The following is an 18329-nucleotide window of genomic DNA, read 5'->3' on the forward strand; positions in this document are numbered from 1 at the left end:
ACTTTTTCAATCGGACGGGCGGCCTCCGTCACATGGGACGGAGGCCGCTTTTCTCTGCTTTTCTTGTGAAAACCGTAGGGAAATTCCCTGTTCCGCAGACATCTTAATGGGTTTTTACAATTGACGGACATTGGGAAATCTGCTAGAATTGAAACGGTTTCCAATTGAATTTTGCAAGTTTTCCTTCGTGAACTTGCTTTGATTTAGGAGGCATCCCAATGGCTGAATATACCAAATCCCAGCTGACTGAGATGATCATTGGAAAGCTCCAGCGCAACTTTGGCCGCACCGTGGACGATGCCACGCCCACCCATATGTTCAAGGCCTGCGCCTTGGTGCTCCGGGACATCATGTCTCAGCGTCAGATTGAGACCAGCAATCAAATCTGGGAGGAGCAGCAGCGCCAGGTCCACTACCTGTCCCTGGAGTTCCTCATGGGCCGTTCTCTGGAAAAGAACGCCTTTAACCTGGGGCTTCTGGGCACCCTGCAGGACGCTCTGGAGGGTCTGGGCTTCTCCGCGTCCGATCTCTTCGAGCTGGAGCCTGATGCGGGCCTGGGCAACGGCGGCCTGGGCCGTCTGGCGGCCTGCTACCTGGACTCCATGACCACCCTGGAGATCCCCGCCACCGGCTATTCCATCTGCTACGAGCTGGGTATCTTCAAGCAGAAGATCATCGACGGCAAGCAGGTAGAGCTGGCCGACAATTGGCTGGGCCTGGGCGACGCCTGGCTCATCCCCAAGCTGGATGAGACTGAGGAAGTCCGTTTTGGCGGCAAGATCGAAGACCGCTGGGATGAAAATGGTATTAACCACCCCGAGCACGTGGGCTACACCACCGTGCTGGCCATCCCCCGTGACATGGAGATTGCCGGTTATAAGACCAAGCACACCAACACCCTGCGTCTGTGGGACGCCAAGAGCCCTGTGCCCGTGGATATGTCCCTCTACTCTCGGGGCGAATATCTGAAGGCGGTGGAGCAGCAGGCTATGGCCGAGGTCATCGCCAAGGTCCTCTACCCCGATGACAACCACTACGAGGGCAAATCCCTGCGTCTCAAGCAGCAGTACTTCTTCGTCTCCGCCACCGTGCAGTCCATCGTGCGCAAGCACCGGGCCCAGTACGGTACCCTCCGCAACTTCCACGAGAAGCACGTCATCCAGATCAACGACACCCACCCCACCCTGGTCATCCCCGAGCTCATGCGCATCTTGCTGGATGTGGAGGGCTACAGCTGGGATGAGGCCTGGAACATCGTCACCCACACCGTCTGCTACACCAACCACACCGTCCTGGCCGAAGCCCTGGAGCGCTGGCCCCAGACCCTCATCGAGACGCTCCTGCCCCGCATCTGGCAGATTCTGAAAGAGATCGCCCGCCGGTATCAGGAGGAGCTGCAGTACCGCTACGGCAACGACATGGGCAAGATCGCCCATATGGCCATCATCTGGGGCGGCGAGGTGCGCATGGCCAACCTGTGCATCTGCGCCTGCCAGGCCATCAACGGCGTGTCCGCCCTTCACTCGGAAATTCTCAAGCGGGAAGTGTTCTGTGACGCCTATCAGGCCCAGCCCGATAAGTTCAAGAACGTGACCAACGGCATCGACCACCGCCGCTGGCTGTCCCAGATCAACCCCAAGCTGGACGCCCTGATCCGGGACTGCACCGGCAAGGATAAGTACCTCCTCCACCCCGAGGCCCTGCGGGACCTGGAGAAGTACCAGAACGATAAGTCTGTCCTGAAGCAGCTGGAGACCATCAAGCAGGAAAACAAGCGCCGCTTTGCCAGCTATCTGGCTCGGGAGTCCGGCGTCATCCTCAACACCGACGCTATTTTCGATGTTCAGGTCAAGCGCCTGCACGAGTATAAGCGCCAGCTTCTGAACGTGCTGCACATTGTCCACCTCTACAACCAGCTGCGGGACAATCCCAACATGGACTTTGCCCCCCAGACCTTCCTTTTCGGCGCCAAAGCCGCCCCCGGCTACCATGTGGCCAAGGAGATCATCCATCTCATCAACTCCCTGGCTGACCAGATCGCCAAGGACCCCATCTGCAAGGATAAGCTTCAGGTGGTCTTTTTGGAGAACTACCGGGTCTCCCTGGCCGAGAAGCTCATGCCCGCCAGCGAGCTCTCCGAGCAGATCTCCACCGCCGGCAAGGAGGCCAGCGGCACCGGCAATATGAAGTTTATGATGAACGGCGCTCTGACCATCGGCACACTGGACGGCGCCAATGTGGAGATGCATGAACAGCTGGGCGATGAGAACATCTTCCTCTTCGGCCTCACCGCGGAGCAGGTGAACGACTGCAAGCGCCAGGGCTACCGTCCCCTGGAGATCTACCAGCACAACCCCGCCCTCAAGCGGGTCATCGACCAGATCTCCGCCGGTTTCAGCGATGGTGTGTCCTACAGCACGCTGACCAACCGCCTGCTCTTTGGGGCCGGCGGCAGCATGGCCGACGAGTATATGCTCCTGGCCGATTTCGACAGCTATTGTGCCGCCCACAAGCGCTCTCTGGAGGCCTACGCCGACCGTCCGCGCTGGGATCAGATGTCGCTCATTAACATTGCCCGGTCCGGCATCTTTGCTGCCGACCGTTCCATCCGGGACTATGCCAACGATATCTGGCACGTCCCCACCCGGAAATAAGTTCTGCCATAAAAATGCCCCCGGAACCAACTTGGTTCCGGGGGCATTTTTTAAAGATATTCCAGATCAAGCAATATGATTTCTCCCGCTTCACGGGTCTTGTTCAGGTCGATGACCCGCTGGTTCTCGCTGCCCCGGAAGAGAAGGGTCAGGTCCCGCAAGCTCTCCTCATACCGGCCGTCCACCAGAACGTCGGACACTTCCAGCAGCTCCTTCACCTGGGGGTCCTCCATCTCCTGAAGCTGTTCCAAAGTATAGCCGGTGTAGGTCATCACCGTTTTCCCCAGGGACTTGACCTTCCGGCCCAGCTCCGCCAGGGCCCCCGGCTGGCAGAAGGGCTCTCCGCCGGAGAAGGTCACCCCCGCCAGATGGGGGTTCTCTTTCACCGCCTGGAAAAGCTCATCCACACTCACCTCATAGCCTCCCTCAAAGGGGTGGGACTGGGGGTTATGGCAGCCGGGGCAGTGGTGGGGGCAGCCCTGGGTAAACACCACAAAGCGGAAGCCGGGGCCATCCACGATGGACTCCGGCTCCGTGCCGCAAAGACGCAGTCTGTCAGTGGGTAAGGGTGCCATTTTTGCTCAGTCCGTGCTTCACACGGTCCTCCACCTCGGCGCGCTTGGCATCGTTAAAACGGTCCAGTGTTCCCACCAGATAGCCAGTGATCCGGCGGATGCGCTCAAAGTCCATACCTTCGCCCACTTTTCCGTTGATATTCTTCACTTGTGTATTCATCGCTCATTTCTCCTTTTCCTTAGTGGTTGCAGTCGCAGGGGACCGGCATATTGGGATATTTCTTTCTCAGCTCATTGAGCCGTTCAATGCTCACAGGCTCTCCCGCCCGCCGTCCGCACCGGGGGCACACGTCATCAATGACGCCGGTATAGCCGCACACCGGATCCCGGTCTACCGGGTGGTTCACTGAGCCATAGCCAATGCCGTTTTCCTTCATGCAGCGGATGATCTCCTCAAAAGCCTGGGGATTCTTGCAGGTATCCCCATCCAGCTCCACATAGCTGATGTGACCGGCGTTGGTCAACGCGTGGTAGGGGGCCTCGATCTCGATCTTGGCAAAGGCGCTGATGGGGTAGTAGACGGGCACGTGGAAGGAATTGGTGTAGTAGTCCCGGTCCGTGACCCCAGGGATGATGCCGTACTTCTTCTTATCAATGCGGACAAACCGGCCGCTCAGGCCCTCGGCGGGGGTCGCCAGGAGGGTAAAGTTCAGTCCTGTCTCCTCGGACTTTTTGTCGCAGAACTCCCGCATGTGGGTGATGATCTCCAGTCCCAGCTTCCGGGAGGCCTCGCTCTCGCCGTGGTGCTTGCCGGTAAGGGTTTTCAGGGTCTCAGCCAGGCCGATGAAGCCAATGCTCAGCGTCCCGTGCTTCAGAACCTCAGCCACACTGTCCTCGGGCCCGATTTTGTCCGAATCGATCCAGACTCCTTGTCCCATAAGGAAGGGATAATTTTTCCCCTTTTTGGAGCACTGGATCTTAAAGCGGTGGAGCAGCTGCCGGGAAACCAGCTCCATCATCTCATCCAGCTTCTTATAAAAGACCTCCAGGTCCCGGTGGGCCTCAATACCCAGGCGGGGCAGGTTGATGGAGGTAAAGCTCAGGTTGCCCCGGCCGCAGGTGACTGCCTTGGAGGGGTCATGGTGGTTGGCCATCACACGGGTCCGGCAGCCCATATAGGCCACCTCAGTGTTGTAATCACCGGGCTTATAGAAGGGGAGGTTAAAGGGGGCGTCGATAAAGCTGAAGTTGGGGAACAGGCGCTTGGCACTGGTGCGGATAGCCAGCTTAAACAAGTCATAGTTGGGGTCACCGGAATTGTAGTTGAGCCCCTCCTTGACCTTGAAGATCTGCACCGGGAAAATAGGCGTCTCGCCGTTGCCCATGCCCGCGTCGGTGGCCAGCAGGAGATTGCGCACCACCATCCGCCCCTCGGCGGAGGTGTCGGTGCCGTAGTTCACCGAGCTGAAGGGCACCTGTGCCCCCGCACGGGAATTCATGGTGTTCAGGTTGTGGACCAGTGCCTCCATGGCCTGATAGGTGGCCTTGTCAGTTTTGATGTAGGCGGTCTTGGCGGCATTCTTGTGGCCGGAGAGCAGGACCTCCTTGTCCGCCCCGTAGTGATCCAGCGCCTCATCATACCACTTCTCCAGCTCCTGGGCATAGTTGGCGGCGTTGCTGATGGTGGGGTTGGGAACCTCTTTGGCGATCTTCTTGGCCATGTCCATCGCCTCATCATAGGGAAGTCTCTGCTTCAGGGCGATGATCTGGGCCAGAGCATCAAAGTACTCCTTGACAAAGGTCTTGGCCACACCTGGAGCCATGGCATAGTCAAAGTTGGGCACGCTCTGTCCGCCGTGCATCTCATTCTGGTTGGCCTGAATGGCAATACAGGCCAGGGAAGCGTAGCTCATTATGGACTGGGGGGTACGCAGATAGCCATGCCCGGTGCAAAAGCCGTTTTCAAACAGCTTGATGAGGTCGATCTGGCAGCAGGTCTCGGTGAGCATGTAAAAGTCCTTGTCGTGGATGTGGATGTCTCCGTTGATGTGGGCCTTGGCAATATCCTTTGGAAGGATATAGTTGTCCACATAGTACTTCGCACCTTCGGAGCCATACTTCAGCATGGTGCCCATGGCGGTGTCACCGTCAATATTGGCGTTCTCCCGCTTCAGATCCGCATCCTTAGACTCGGAATAAGTCAGCTCATTGTAGATGTGCATAAGGTCAGACTCTGCCTCGCGGATCTTGGCATGCTCCGCCCGGTAGAGGATATATGCCTTTGCGGTCTTCTCATAATCATAGCGGATCAGCATAGACTCTACAATATCTTGTACCCGCTCCACAGTGCAGTCATCGTCGGGAATGGCGGCGCACACCTTTTTGGTCAGGTACTCAAAGTCAATGCTGACCATAGGCTCGTCCTTGACCGCCTTGTTGGCCGCATAAATGGCGTTATAGATCTTGGATTCATCAAAGGGAACCAATTCCCCATTTCTCTTACGGATCTGCTTCATGCCGCTACCCCTTCTCGACTACACCTCGCAGAAAACTGCAATATCTTGTGTCGTATTTTTTCATGCGTGACTATATATAGTTATAGCTCCAAACATCTTGTTTGTCAAGGCAAACAATGGAAGCTTTCCATGCCGTTTTTTTCTGCCCCGATCGGATTAAATGGTCGAAAAATCTCCGTATGTTCCCGTCCGGCGGCACATATAGATGGAATATCTTACATAACGGGAGTTGCTAGCCATGTTCCGATTGAAAAAAGGCATCCGTTTTTTCTGTGTCAAAAAGGCCTGGTGGACCGGAGCAGCCTGTCTGTGCGCGGCGTGTCTGATGTTCTACGTGGTCAATTATCCCGCCGCCGTGGGGGCCTCCGCCACCACCCGGCAGCTGCCCATCTACTGTGTCCAGCGGGAGCAAAAATTGGTTTCCATCTCTTTTGACGCCGCCTGGGGCAATGAGGACACCCAGCAGCTCATTGACATTCTGGGCCAGTACCAGGTACCCGCCACCTTCTTTGTGGTGGGGGAGTGGGTGGACAAATACCCGGAATCCGTGAAGGCTCTTTTTGACGCCGGCCACGAGGTCATGAACCACTCCAACACCCACGCCCACTACCCCCAGCTCTCCGCCCAGGAGGTGGTGGACGACCTGAACGCCTGCAACGACAAGATCGAAGCGGTCACCGGCGTGCGTCCCACCCTGGTCCGCCTGCCCTACGGGGACTATGACGACTGCTCCATCAACGCGGTGCGCTCCATTGGTATGGAACCCATCCAGTGGGACGTGGACAGCCTGGACTGGAAAGATATTTCCGCCGGGGAGATCACCAAGCGGGTGACCAGCAAGGTGCAGCCCGGCTCCATCGTTCTCTTTCACAATGCCGCCCTCCACACCCCCGAGGCCCTGCCGGATATCATCCAGTGCCTGCTTCAGGAGGGATATACCTTTGTGCCCATCTCCCAGATGATCCTCTCCGGGGAATATACCATTGACCACACCGGCCGCCAGTGCCCGGCCTAGCTTCTTTCGGCGCAGAAAGAGGGAGCCCCATAGGGGCTCCCTCTTTGTTATGCCTCATCCGGCAGCGGACCAGGCAAAAATCCCGTCGAAGTGAGATACATGGCCTCCTGATAGCCGCAGCTTCGCGCCAACGCAGCCGCCTGGTCAAACGCGTACCGTAAATGCCGGACACTGTGGGCATCGCTGGTGATGCAGATGGGCAGGTCCAGCTCCCTGGCCCGCTTTAAAATCCAGGTCTCCGGGTAGGGTGCGGTGCGGTATCCCCGAGATATGGCCCCGGTGTTGATCTCCAACATGACCTTCTGTCCCTTCAGCCGCTCCAGGGCCCCCAGAGCCGCCGCGCGGTAGCGGGGGTGCCCGGTGTCAAAGAGGCAATTTCCCTCATTAAACTTACATATCAAATCAAAATGTCCTACAATCTGACAGCCGGTTTTCTCTGCCACCCTTCCCACCTGCCGGTAATAAGCCTCCGCAAAGGCCAGAGGATCTCCCCCAAACCACTGCTCCGTACCCCGGCGGAAGGTCTCCGGACTCTCATCCACACTAAGCCTCTCTCCCTCCCGCTCCAGCATGTGGACCGAACCGATGAGGTAGTCGTAGGGTTCCTCCGGCAGCGGAGACAGAATATCCTGCTCCAGTCCCAGAAAAACATCCAGCCTTCCGGCATATTGTTCCCGCAGGGCCAGGATCTGCCGGCGGTAGCGCGGCACATCCGCCGCTTCCATAGCCCAGCACTCTCCCACCAGAGGGGAATGGCCGGAAAAGCCCAGGGAATCCATTCCCTGCTCCAGGGCAGCCAGAATCATCTCCTCCGCAGTATTTTTTCCGTCACAAAAGGTGGTATGGGTGTGCAGATTCTGTCTCATTGTGTCATCCTCTCCTGTCTCCCCTTATGGCCGATGCGGTGACGCCGGCTCAGCTTTTCCGTCACACGGTCCAGCGCGATGCCGCCCTTGTCGTACATACCATTCCATGATACATGAGATGGGTTATTTCGTAAATAGCCTCCTTTCGGTCCGGAACCTTTGGATTTGAATTTATTTTTTCTTTGCGCCATGGTCCAATCAGCGGTATAATGATAAAAATACGCTTTTTCTCACACAGTCTGTCCCCATCCATTTCCCATTTAGGAGGCGTCCCCATGAACCAACACTACATGCAGAAATTTCTCACCCCCGACCAGGCAGTGGAGCGGGCCGTCCAGTCGGGCGACTGGATCGACTATGGCTTTGGGGCCGGGTTCCCGGAGCTGCTGGACCAGGCTCTTGCCCGGCAGAAGGGCCGGCTGAAGGACGTAAAGATCCGGGGTGGTCTGGTGATCCGTCCCCGCATCGAGGCGGTGGAGTGTGACCCAGAACAGGAGAGCTTCCACTACTATAGCTGGCACATCGGCGACTATGAGCGCAAGCTCCAGTCCCGCGGGCTGGTGGAGTTTCTCCCCGTAGCCCTTCGGATGCTGCCCACCCTCTACCGGGGGCAGATCCGTACCGACGTGGCCTTTGTCCCCGTCTCCCGCCCGGATGCCGAGGGCTACTGTGGCCTTGGCATTTCCAACTACACCTGGCGTGTGATCTTTGAGCACGCCCGTACGGTTATTTTTGAAATCAACGAGCACTACCCCACCCTCCAGGGGGTAAACGGCTCCCACCGGGTCCACCTGTCCGAGGCGGACTATATTGTGGAGGGAGTTCACGAGCCCCTGCCGGTGCGCAGCTACAAAGACCCCTCCCCCACCGATATGGCCATCGCCAGACGGGTGGTAGAGGAGATCCCCGACGGGGCGGTGCTGTCCCTGGGGGTCGGAGGTGTCCCCTTCACTGTGGCCAACCTGCTGGCCCAGTCCGACCGGAAGGACCTGGGCTGCCACACGGGCACCATCAGCGACGCCTACCTGGCCATGTATGAAGCGGGAAAGCTCACCAACGCCCGCAAGGAATTGGACCGGGGCCTGAGCACCTGGAACCTGGCCATGGGCTCCCAAAAACTTTACGACTGGCTTCAGGACAATCCCGGCCTCTTCCACCCCGGCGATCTGGACTATGTCCACTGCCCCCAGCGCATCGGCTCCATGTCCAATGTCATCAGCATCAACGGCGGGGTACAGCTGGACCTGATGGGCCAGGAGAACGGGGAGAGCGCCGGGTACCGGCAGCTTTCCGGCATCGGCGGCCAGATGGACTTTCTGGAGGGAGCCTACCGCTCTCCGGGCGGAAAGGGATTCATTTGCCTCAACTCCTCCCGGATGACCAAGGAGGGCGTGCGCAAGTCCAACATCGTCCCTGTCATTTCCGGCGGCAGCGTAGTTTCTGCCCCCCGGACCATGGTCCAGTATGTGGCCACCGAGTACGGTGTGGTGTGCCTGTCCGGCCTGTCTCTGCGCCAGCGGGCCCAGGCCATGGCCTCCATTGCCCACCCCGATTTCCGGGAGGAGCTGGAGCGGTATGCTCGGGACGAGATGAAGCTGGGCTGACATTCTTTCCAAAACCAACGAGGGGAGGACCGATTCGGTCCTCCCCTCGTTTTCTGAGGTCAGGAATAGAGTGAAATGATCTCCTGGGCCACTTTTCCTTTGGGCAGGCACCGGTTCATGGCCTGTCGCTCAATGTAGTGGTGGGCATCCGGCTCGCTCATGTTCAGTTGGCTGATCAGCAGCCACTTCGCCCGGTTGACCAGCTGAATTTCCTCCATGCGCTTTTCTAAAGGCTGAATTTTGTCACTGACCTTTCTCAGCCGCTCCCGTGCGCTGATCAGCCAACTCAGCGCCTGGAGCACTGCCCCTCTGGGCGAGGGCTTTGCCAGGGTAAATACGCCCTGTTTCGCCACCCGGTCGTGGACCTGGTCGTGCAGCTCGCTGCGCACCAGCATCAGCACCACCGTCTCCCGGTTGGCGCAGCTGTTTACGGAAAACCGCAGGCCTGGGTCGTCGGGCAGGGGAGAATTGACCAAAATGCAGTCAAAGCTTCGCTCCGCTGTCATGCGTTCGGCGGCATTGATGCTGCCAGCCACACATACGGGGTCAAAGGGCAGCTGCATCAGCATCTCTTTCATGGCGGTGTTAAACCGCTCAGAGGCCGAAACCAGCAGCACACTGTACACCTGTTCCTCCAACGCCATATGTTCTCCCCTCCTCTCCCGTTGTATTCCGTGCGCGGATGGTTACAGGCCCTTGCAGTAGCAGCTTCGGATCCCCTCCGGGACGCAGCCGCGGATAAATTCACTCTCTGCCGCCGCTTTGCGGGCCACAGCCAGATTTTGCGGCAGCCGGCGGAAGGCCGACAGGGTCTGTGCATCGGCCTGGTAAAGATTCAGGTCCGCGGGCTGGGGCAGTACCAGTTCCTGCTGAATTCCATAAAGCCCCGCCTCAATCATCAGGGCAAAGGCCAGATAAGGATTGGCCATGGGATCGGGGGAGCGCAGCTCCGCCCGCCGGTATTCCCCCACCGCTGCCGGCACCCGCACCAGCTGGGACCGGTTTTCCTTGGACCAGGAGATGTAGCTGGGGGCCTTGCTGCTGCCAAATCGGGCATAGGAGCTCTCCGTGGGGTTGAGAAACACCGTCATCTCCCCCACCTTGTCCAATACTCCGGCAATCACCTGCCACAGGTGATCTTTGCCCTCTTGGGCGCGGACCGAAAGGTTAATATGGAAGCCGCTGCCCGGCTTCCCCTCCAGAGGCTTGGGGCTGAAATCGGCGTACAGGCCGTTTCGGTGGGCCACCATCTTCACAATAGTCTGGAAGGTCATCACATTGTCCGCTGCAGTAATGGGGTCGGAATAGCGGAAATCGATCTCGTTTTGTCCCGGTCCCTCCTCGTGGTGGGCGCTCTCCGGCCGGATCCCCATCTGCTCCAGCGTCAGGCAGATTTCTCTTCGAATCGCTTCTCCCTTGTCCTCGGGGGCCGCATCCATATAGCTGGCCCAGTCATAGGGCTCTCGGGTGGGCTCTCCCCGCTCATCCAGCTTGAAGAGGTAAAACTCCTGCTCCGCCCCAAAAAGAAACTCCAGTCCTCGTTCTTTGGCCTGGGCCACCGTGTCCTTCAGCAGCTGTCGGCAGTCGCATTCAAAGGGCCGTCCGTCCGGGTAGACGATTTTGCAGAACATCCGCACCACCTGTCCCTGTTCCGGCCGCCAGGGCAGCAGCATCAGCGTCTCCGGGTCAGGCTGCAGCAGCAGATCCGAGTGGGTCTCATCCCCAAAGCCCGCAATGGCCGAGGCATCAAAGGCGATGCCATATTCAAAGGCACGCTGCAGCTCAGTGGCCGCAATGGAGATATTCTTCTGCCGCCCAAACACATCGCAAAAGGCCAGACGGATAAACTTGATTTCTTCCTCCTTGACATATTGGATGACATCGTTTGCCGTATATTTCATAGGTCCACCCACTTTCTTTGTGCTTGTCCTGCGGGCCGCGCCGGTTTTCGCGCCCGGTTCCACAAATTTTGTGGAAATTATACCACGCAGGTTTTTCTTTTTCCACCATTCGGGGCACAACAAATTTGTTTTGTCTATTTCAGCCATGCTTGGGAACCAATTTGCCCGCTTTCTTTGGGTTTCGTCACAGGATTGGAAAAAAGGCCGCGTTCCTATTGACAAAGGGGCTCTTTTCGGTTTATAATGCGCCCCGTAAAGGCAAAGACGTCTTTCAGATTCGGATTCTGAAGGCGTCTTTGCCTCTTTTTTATGTTTACGCAGGGAAAGGGTGTATGCTCATGTGTTCCATTATTGGCTACTGTGGCCCGGTGATCGACTCCGCCGCGTTTGATGCGGCCTTTCAGCGCACATTGTCACGGGGCCCTGATCAGAGCCGGGTGGTCAAAGCCGGCAGCGGTGTGCTGGGCTTTCACCGGCTGTCCATCATGGGGCTGACCCCCTCCGGCATGCAGCCTTTCTCGTTAAACGGCAGCTTTGTGGTGTGCAACGGAGAAATCTACGGCTTTGAACAGTTCAAGGCCGCCCTGGCCGACCAGTATTCCTTCCAGAGTGACTCCGACTGTGAAATTTTGCTGCCCCTGTATCGGGAATACGGGGTGGACATGTTCGCCATGCTGGATGCAGAGTTCGCCTGTATCCTCTACGACGCCCAGACAGACGAGTTCATCGCCGCTCGGGACCCCATCGGGATCCGTCCTCTCTACTACGGCTATGACACCCGTGGGACCATTGTCTTTGCCAGCGAACCCAAAAACCTGTTGGGCCTGGTGGGGGAAATTATGCCCTTCCCACCCGGACACTACTACAAGGACGGAGCCTTCATCTGCTACCGGGACATGTCCAAGGTCACGCAGGTGTGCCGGGATGACCTGGACACCGCCTGCCGGAACATCCGGGAAAAGCTCATTGCCGGGGTGGAAAAGCGCCTGGTGGCCGATGCAAAGGTGGGCTTTCTCCTCTCCGGCGGTCTGGACTCCTCCCTGGTGTGCGCCATTGCCGCCCGAAAGAGCGCCGCTCCCATCCAGACCTATGCCATCGGCATGGATGTGGACGCCATCGACCTGAAGTATGCCCGTCAGGTAGCCGACTACCTGGGCAGCGACCACCACGAGGTCATCATCACACGGGAGGATGTCCTTTCCGCTCTGGAGACGGTCATCGAGGTGCTGGGTACCTACGACATCACCACCATTCGGGCCAGCATGGGCATGTACCTGCTGTGCAGGGCCATTCACCAGCAAAGCGATATCCGGGTGCTGCTCACAGGGGAGATCTCTGACGAGCTCTTCGGCTATAAATATACCGACTTTGCCCCTTCTCCCGAAGCGTTCCAGCAGGAGGCGGAAAAGCGGGTGCGGGAGCTGCACATGTACGATGTGCTCCGGGCCGACCGGTGCATCTCCGTCAACTCCCTGGAAGCACGGGTTCCCTTCGGCGATCTGGAGTTTGTCCGCTACGTCATGGCTCTGGACCCGGCGTTGAAGGTGAACACCTACGGCAAGGGCAAATATCTCCTGCGCCGGGCCTTTGAGGGGGACTACCTCCCCCAAGCCATCCTCTGGCGGGAGAAGGCCGCCTTCTCCGACGCGGTGGGCCACTCCCTGGTGGACGACCTGAAAGAGTACGCCGAGGAACACTACACCGATGCGGAATTTGAGGCCCTGCGCCGCAAGTACACCCACGCCCAGCCCTTTACCAAGGAATCTCTTCTCTATCGGGAGATATTTGAACGCTACTACCCCGGCCAGAGCCAAATGGTCACCGACTTCTGGATGCCCAACAAAAGCTGGGCAGGCTGTGACGTCAACGACCCCTCTGCACGGGTACTGGCCAACTACGGCGCCAGCGGCATATAAGGAAGGAGTCATCGAAATGGAACACAACAAGCTTTTATACGAAGGGAAGGCCAAAAAGGTCTACGAAACCGAGGACCCTGAGCAGCTCATCGTCTCTTACAAGGACGACGCTACCGCCTTTAACGGTCTGAAGAAAGGGACCATCGGCGGCAAGGGCGTCATCAATAACCAGATGACCAACCTGCTTATGAAGCGTCTGGAGCAAGTCGGAGTCCCCACCCACCTGATTCGGGAGCTCAGCTCTCGGGAAACCCTGGTCAAGCGGGTGTCCATCATTCCCCTGGAGGTCATTGTGCGCAACCTTGCCGCCGGCTCCTTCTCCAAGCGCTACGGGGTGGAGGAGGGTGTGGTCTTTGACCAGCCCACCCTGGAGTTTTCCTATAAGAATGACGCGCTGGGCGACCCGCTCATCAACCGCTCTCACGCCATCGCCTTAAAGCTGGCCACACCGGAGGAGCTGGACACCATCCGCCGCTATTCCTTTGCCGTCAACGACTTTTTGAAGGGCCTGTGGGCGGAGTGCGGCGTCATTCTGGTGGATTTTAAGCTGGAATTCGGCCGTCTGGCTGACGGCACTGTAGTGCTGGCCGATGAGATCAGCCCCGATACCTGCCGCCTTTGGGACGCCAAAACCCATGAAAAGCTGGATAAGGACCGCTTCCGCCGGGATTTGGGCGGAGTGGAGGACGCCTATCAGCAGGTGATGCGCCGCCTGCTGGAGCACCGCTGACGCCGGAAAGGGGAAGTAAGGTCTATGGCCGCAAAATATATTTTTGTCACCGGCGGTGTGGTATCCGGTCTGGGTAAGGGAATCACCGCCGCTTCCCTGGGGCGGCTTCTCAAACAGCGGGGACTGCGGGTGAAGGTGCAGAAACTGGACCCCTATCTCAACGTGGACCCAGGCACCATGAGCCCCTATCAGCACGGCGAGGTCTTTGTCACCGACGACGGGGCAGAAACCGACCTGGACCTGGGCCACTATGAGCGCTTCATTGACGAAAATCTCACCTGCCACAGCTCCGTCTCCTCGGGCAAGATCTACTGGGATGTGCTCAGCCGCGAGCGGGCGGGGGACTATCTGGGGGGCACGGTCCAGATCATCCCCCACGTCACCGACGAGATCAAAGCCAACATCTATGCCCTGGACACGCCGGACACCGATGTGGCCATTGTGGAGATCGGCGGCACCGTAGGCGATATCGAAAGCCAGCCCTTCCTGGAATCCATCCGCCAGGTGGCCGCCCAGCGGGGGCGGCAGAATGTGATGTTCCTCCACGTCTCCCTCATTGTCTCCATCCCCGGCACCGGGGAACTGAAGAGCAAGCCCACCCAGCACTCCGTCAAGGAGCTGCTCGCTCTGGGCATCCAGCCCGACGTGATCATCTGCCGCAGCGACTATCCTATTTCCCAGGAGATGCGGGAAAAAATCTCCCTGTTCTGCAACATCCCTGCCGACCACGTGATTCCCAATCTCACCGCTCCCATTCTCTACGAAGTCCCTCTCATGTTGGAGCGGGAGGGGCTAGCCGATGTGGTGGTGCGGCGGCTGGGGCTCGTCTGCTATGCCCCCGACCTCACCGAGTGGGCCACCATGGTCCACCGGGCCAAACATCCCGCCGGACAGGTGGAGATCGCTCTGGTGGGCAAGTATGTCTCCCTCCACGACGCCTACCTGTCGGTGGTGGAGGCCCTGGCCCACGCTGGCATCGAAAACGGAGTGCAGGTCAACATCCGCTGGCTCAGCAGCGAGGAGCTTACCGACGAAAACGCCGCCCGGCTTCTCGCCGGTGTCAGCGGCATCCTGGTTCCCGGAGGCTTTGGCAGCCGAGGAATCGAGGGGAAAATATCCGCCATCCGCTATGCACGGGAATGCAGCATTCCCTTCTTGGGCATCTGTCTGGGAATGCAGATGGCCGTGGTGGAATTTGCCCGCCATGTGTGCCATCTGGCGGGGGCCCACTCCAGCGAGCTGGCTCCCGACACCCCCCATCCGGTCATCGACCTTATGCCCGACCAGCGGGGGATCACCGCAAAGGGCGGCACCATGCGCCTGGGTGCCTATCCCTGTCATATCACCGGAACGGATACCTTTGCCTTCCATGCCTACGGGACGGAGGAGATTCAGGAGCGCCACCGCCACCGCTACGAGTTCAACAACCAATACCGGGACCTTCTTACGCAGGCAGGGCTTCGGCTGTCCGGTCTGTCCCCCGACGGACGGCTGGTGGAGATGGTGGAGCTGCCTGACCACCCCTGGTTTGTGGGGGTACAGTTCCACCCGGAGCTGAAAAGCCGCCCCAACCGGGCTCATCCTCTCTTCGGTGCCTTTCTTGCCGCCGCCAAGGCCTACCAGGCCTCAACGCAATAAAACAGCGGGCCCCGGACATCCTCCGGGGCCCGCTTTTCTGCGCTTCGTTGGCATAACTTCCCCCAGCCCGGCATACAGTAGAGCAAGGTGGTGTGTGTCATGTATTATGGGAAACGCTCGTTGATCCTCACTTGTCTGGCCGCCATTTTGGCCGGAACCCTGCTCCATTTTCTCTACTCCTGGGTGCCCTGCGCCATTACGGCTCTCGTTTCTCCGGTGAATGAGAGCCTGTGGGAACATGTCAAAATTGTCTTCTGGCCCTACCTGGCCGCCGCGGTGCTGCTCAACCGGGGCCGCCCCGGCGGGATTTACCCCTGGCTGCTGACTGCACCCATGATCTGTGCCGCCATGCTGGCCATGGGCTATCTCTACCACATCTGCCTGGGGGGCGAGGCCATGTGGGTGGACATTGCCATCTACATCGCGGTCATGGCTCTGGGCTTCTGGCTGCCCACAACCTTTTCCCAGCCCTTTTCCACCCGGCGCAAGGTACTCAGTGTGCTGCTCACCCTGATGCTTTTGGGCATGGTAGTGGTCTTTACCCTCTATCCCCCCCACCATATTCTTTTTGCAGACCTCTCTGCGGCAGGGGCCTGGTTCCCTCTTCCCTGCTAAAATTTGATTTGGCTCTAGCCAGCGCTCCCCTCCGTCTGTTATAATGAGAAAAACATCAGGCGGGGGGGAGCGCTGTGGTTTTATACGGAGTGGACGGCCTGGAAACGCGCGCCCAGGCCTATGGCCTGCTGGCCATAGCCGCCAAAGAGCACTGGGGCCTGTCCCCCCTGCCTCAGTTGGTGCGCACTCCGCTGGGAAAACCGGCCTTTTCCCACCTTCCGGGCCGGGAATTCAACCTCAGCCACAGCGGCACGCTGGCCCTGTGCGCCCTGGACAGCGCCCCTGTGGGGGTGGACATTCAGCTGGTCAAGTCCTGGCGGCCCTCTCTGCCCAGGCGCGTGTGTGCTCCGGAGGAGCTGGCCTGGCTGGAACGGCAGAGCGACTTTTGGCAGAGCTTCACCACTCTGTGGGCCCTGAAGGAGAGCCGCTCTAAGCAGAGCGGCCAGGGTCTGCGCGGCTCCATTGCCGCCATCTCCGTCCCGCTTCCCCATCCGGGAGAACTTTTCTATGTCCACCAGGGTCTCTGCTTCCAGCTTTTCTTTGGCCCTGACTGGGTAGGCGCCGTGTGTGGGACAACCTCCGCGCCGGTCAAAATCCGTTGGCGGGACCTTTCTCAAGCGCCCTCCGTCTGCGCGGTTTGGGCATGTACTGATGAAGCAAAAAAGGATGCGAGCAGTCATGAGCTTTGATTTACATAGTCTATCCTTTCTCACTGAGATCGTGGGTACCATAGCCTTCTCCATCTCCGGAGCCATGCTGGCCATTGAGCGCAACCTGGACCTGTTCGGCGTGGTATTCCTGGGGGCCGTTACCGCCATCGGCGGCGGCATTATCCGGGACCTGCTCTTGGGGCAGATCCCGCCCCAGGCCTTTCTCAACTATGTCTATCTGCTGTTCGCCGTACTCACCGCCCTGGTGGTCTTTGTCATCGCCCACTGGAGGGCCCGCCGGGGAAAATCCATTCCGTTTATCAACGATACCGCCCTCAATATCTTTGACGCGGCGGGTCTTGGCATCTTCTCGGTCATTGGTGTGCAGAACACCATCGACGCCGGTTTTGGAGAGAACGCCTTTTTCTGTGTCTTTCTGGGGCTCACCACCGGCGTGGGGGGCGGCATGCTCCGGGACGTGCTCAGCCGCTCCACTCCCGCCGTTCTGCGCAAGCATATCTACGCCCTGGCATCCCTGGCCGGCGCGCTGTGCTACTACCTGCTGCAGCTCTATGCCCCTGCCATCTCTATTTTTATGAGCACGCTGCTGGTGGTCATTCTCCGGGTTCTGGCCAGTCACTACCGCTGGACTCTTCCCCGCATTCCCATTCAACGGGATGAGCACTCCCTTTAAATCCACTGATACATAAAAAAGCGGTTCCCCTTCAGCGGGGAACCGCTTTTTTATGGTTGGGCCAAGCGCCGCTTGACCAGCTGCGCCTCTAGTTTCTCCAGCTCCGCTCTTGTATCTACATCCCAGAGCTCTGCCTCCTCCTTTGCCTGGATCAAACGGATCGGCACATCCAGCCCCTTTAGCACGGACATTCCTCCCTGTTCTCCCGTGAGGCTTTGGAATTTTTGGAAATACTTTTGGGGGAACAGCACCGGGCTGCACGGGGTCTCCCCCCAGGCCAGACGGATCACCGCCTCCGGCTGGGCCAGAAACGCATCCACCATGTTCTCCATGCTCTCCCTGGCACACAGGGGCTGGTCCCCCATGACAAACAGGCATCCGTCCATCCCCTCCATAGCCGCGGCTCCCCTTCGAATGCTCTCACTCTGGGGGCCGCCGGGATAGCGCAGGCAGGCAAGGCCCTGCTGGCTGCACAGTGTCTCCACTCCCTGGGTGGATGCCACCACCACGATCCGCTCAAACCGCTCTCGGGGCAGGGCTGAGAGCACATGGCCCAGCACCGGCTGGCCGGCCAGCATCTGCAGCAGCTTATTGTCACCAAACCGCCTTCCCTGTCCTGCGGCCAGCACCACACATCCCAGCTTCATGGCCCACACACCTCGTCCAAATCCAGTACAAAGCAGTCCGCCCGTTCCCGCAGGCGGTTTAAAAAGGGGAGGTCCTCCTTGCGCAGAACGGCCAACATCCGTTTGTGTTCCAACAAGTTCCACAGTGCCTGCTGATAGGCGGGGCTGGACTGCTCCAAAAAGCCGATCTCGTCCACCGCAGCCCACTCTCCCGGCGCGGCCAGCACCCTCCGGACGAGCTCTGATCCCTCTGTATCCAGCACTCCCGGCACCGGCTCCATGGAAGCTTGCCCTCGCCGGCCGATGACACACCGCGCTGAGCCGCCGCGCTCCTCCAGCCACACCAGCGTGGGGAGGCCGTCCCCTCCCCGTTCCACGCCGCTGCGCAA

16 protein-coding genes and 1 pseudogene are annotated in these 18329 nt (G+C 59.0%); 9 read left to right on the forward strand and 8 right to left on the reverse strand.

The genetic code is table 11. The annotated features are described in order from the left end of the window. Positions 1 to 218: 218 nt before the first annotated feature. Complete coding sequence (locus tag ACTQ3R_RS00210; RefSeq protein ID WP_441777701.1) at positions 219 to 2654, forward strand: glycogen/starch/alpha-glucan phosphorylase; 2436 nt, start codon at positions 219 to 221, stop codon at positions 2652 to 2654. A gap of 50 nt (positions 2655 to 2704) precedes the next feature. On the opposite strand, the gene nrdG is transcribed toward ACTQ3R_RS00210, so the two are convergent. The 3 genes and pseudogenes from nrdG to ACTQ3R_RS00225 form a co-directional block, all read right to left on the reverse strand. Then, on the reverse strand, positions 2705 to 3229 hold the full coding sequence (gene nrdG / locus ACTQ3R_RS00215) for an anaerobic ribonucleoside-triphosphate reductase activating protein (RefSeq protein WP_441777700.1): 525 nt from the start codon (positions 3227 to 3229) through the stop codon (positions 2705 to 2707). After that, positions 3210 to 3351, reverse strand: a pseudogene (gene nrdD, locus ACTQ3R_RS00220) (anaerobic ribonucleoside-triphosphate reductase); the annotation flags it as partial. The pseudogene nrdD and the gene nrdG, both read right to left, overlap by 20 nt. Before the next feature lie 57 nt (positions 3352 to 3408). After that, positions 3409 to 5685 (reverse strand): anaerobic ribonucleoside triphosphate reductase, encoded by a 2277-nt coding sequence (locus tag ACTQ3R_RS00225; protein WP_441777699.1) that lies wholly within the window; start codon positions 5683 to 5685, stop codon positions 3409 to 3411. 238 nt (positions 5686 to 5923) lie between these two features. On the opposite strand from ACTQ3R_RS00225, the gene ACTQ3R_RS00230 reads away from it, so the two are divergent. Further along, positions 5924 to 6700: a polysaccharide deacetylase family protein gene (locus ACTQ3R_RS00230; protein WP_441777698.1), complete on the forward strand. Its 777-nt coding sequence runs from the start codon at positions 5924 to 5926 to the stop codon at positions 6698 to 6700. A 47-nt stretch (positions 6701 to 6747) separates the two neighbouring features. Here ACTQ3R_RS00230 and ACTQ3R_RS00235 read toward each other — a convergent pair whose 3' ends face one another. After that, positions 6748 to 7566, reverse strand: coding sequence for a histidinol-phosphatase (locus ACTQ3R_RS00235; protein WP_441777697.1), 819 nt, complete (start codon positions 7564 to 7566; stop codon positions 6748 to 6750). 275 nt (positions 7567 to 7841) lie between these two features. Here ACTQ3R_RS00235 and ACTQ3R_RS00240 point away from each other — a divergent pair, with 275 nt between their 5' ends. Next, complete coding sequence (locus tag ACTQ3R_RS00240; RefSeq protein WP_441777696.1) at positions 7842 to 9170, forward strand: acetyl-CoA hydrolase/transferase family protein; 1329 nt, start codon at positions 7842 to 7844, stop codon at positions 9168 to 9170. Positions 9171 to 9229: 59 nt separating this feature from the next. On the opposite strand, the gene ACTQ3R_RS00245 is transcribed toward ACTQ3R_RS00240, so the two are convergent. After that, positions 9230 to 9814 (reverse strand): ANTAR domain-containing response regulator, encoded by a 585-nt coding sequence (locus ACTQ3R_RS00245; RefSeq protein WP_441777695.1) that lies wholly within the window; start codon positions 9812 to 9814, stop codon positions 9230 to 9232. A 42-nt stretch (positions 9815 to 9856) separates the two neighbouring features. Next, the gene (locus ACTQ3R_RS00250; protein WP_441777694.1) at positions 9857 to 11071 is read right to left on the reverse strand and encodes a glutamine synthetase family protein; all 1215 of its coding nucleotides are present in this window, start codon (positions 11069 to 11071) and stop codon (positions 9857 to 9859) included. Positions 11072 to 11409: 338 nt separating this feature from the next. On the opposite strand from ACTQ3R_RS00250, the gene asnB reads away from it, so the two are divergent. From asnB to ACTQ3R_RS00280, 6 genes are all read left to right on the forward strand, one after another. Beyond that, complete coding sequence (asnB, locus tag ACTQ3R_RS00255; RefSeq protein WP_441777693.1) at positions 11410 to 12987, forward strand: asparagine synthase B; 1578 nt, start codon at positions 11410 to 11412, stop codon at positions 12985 to 12987. 16 nt (positions 12988 to 13003) lie between these two features. Continuing rightward, positions 13004 to 13717, forward strand: coding sequence for a phosphoribosylaminoimidazolesuccinocarboxamide synthase (gene purC / locus ACTQ3R_RS00260; RefSeq protein ID WP_441777692.1), 714 nt, complete (start codon positions 13004 to 13006; stop codon positions 13715 to 13717). A 24-nt stretch (positions 13718 to 13741) separates the two neighbouring features. Then, positions 13742 to 15355 (forward strand): CTP synthase, encoded by a 1614-nt coding sequence (locus ACTQ3R_RS00265; RefSeq protein ID WP_441777691.1) that lies wholly within the window; start codon positions 13742 to 13744, stop codon positions 15353 to 15355. A gap of 99 nt (positions 15356 to 15454) precedes the next feature. Further along, complete coding sequence (locus ACTQ3R_RS00270; RefSeq protein WP_441777690.1) at positions 15455 to 15970, forward strand: DUF6512 family protein; 516 nt, start codon at positions 15455 to 15457, stop codon at positions 15968 to 15970. Between the two features lie 74 nt (positions 15971 to 16044). After that, the gene (locus tag ACTQ3R_RS00275; protein WP_441777689.1) at positions 16045 to 16659 is read left to right on the forward strand and encodes a 4'-phosphopantetheinyl transferase family protein; all 615 of its coding nucleotides are present in this window, start codon (positions 16045 to 16047) and stop codon (positions 16657 to 16659) included. Further along, on the forward strand, positions 16649 to 17314 hold the full coding sequence (locus tag ACTQ3R_RS00280; RefSeq protein ID WP_441777688.1) for a trimeric intracellular cation channel family protein: 666 nt from the start codon (positions 16649 to 16651) through the stop codon (positions 17312 to 17314). Before ACTQ3R_RS00275 ends, ACTQ3R_RS00280 begins: the two co-directional genes overlap by 11 nt. A 50-nt stretch (positions 17315 to 17364) precedes the next feature. On the opposite strand, the gene ACTQ3R_RS00285 is transcribed toward ACTQ3R_RS00280, so the two are convergent. Beyond that, positions 17365 to 17961 carry a nucleotidyltransferase family protein gene (locus ACTQ3R_RS00285; protein WP_441777687.1) on the reverse strand — a complete coding sequence of 199 codons (597 nt, stop codon included), beginning with the start codon at positions 17959 to 17961 and terminating at the stop codon, positions 17365 to 17367. Continuing rightward, on the reverse strand, positions 17958 to 18317 hold the full coding sequence (locus tag ACTQ3R_RS00290; RefSeq protein WP_441777686.1) for a nucleoside-triphosphatase: 360 nt from the start codon (positions 18315 to 18317) through the stop codon (positions 17958 to 17960). The genes ACTQ3R_RS00285 and ACTQ3R_RS00290 overlap by 4 nt, the downstream gene beginning before the upstream one ends. Positions 18318 to 18329: the final 12 nt, after the last annotated feature.

Source organism: Lawsonibacter sp. LCP25S3_E2 (genome assembly GCF_052117285.1).
In the GTDB taxonomy this organism is placed as follows: Bacteria; Bacillota; Clostridia; order Oscillospirales; family Oscillospiraceae; genus Lawsonibacter.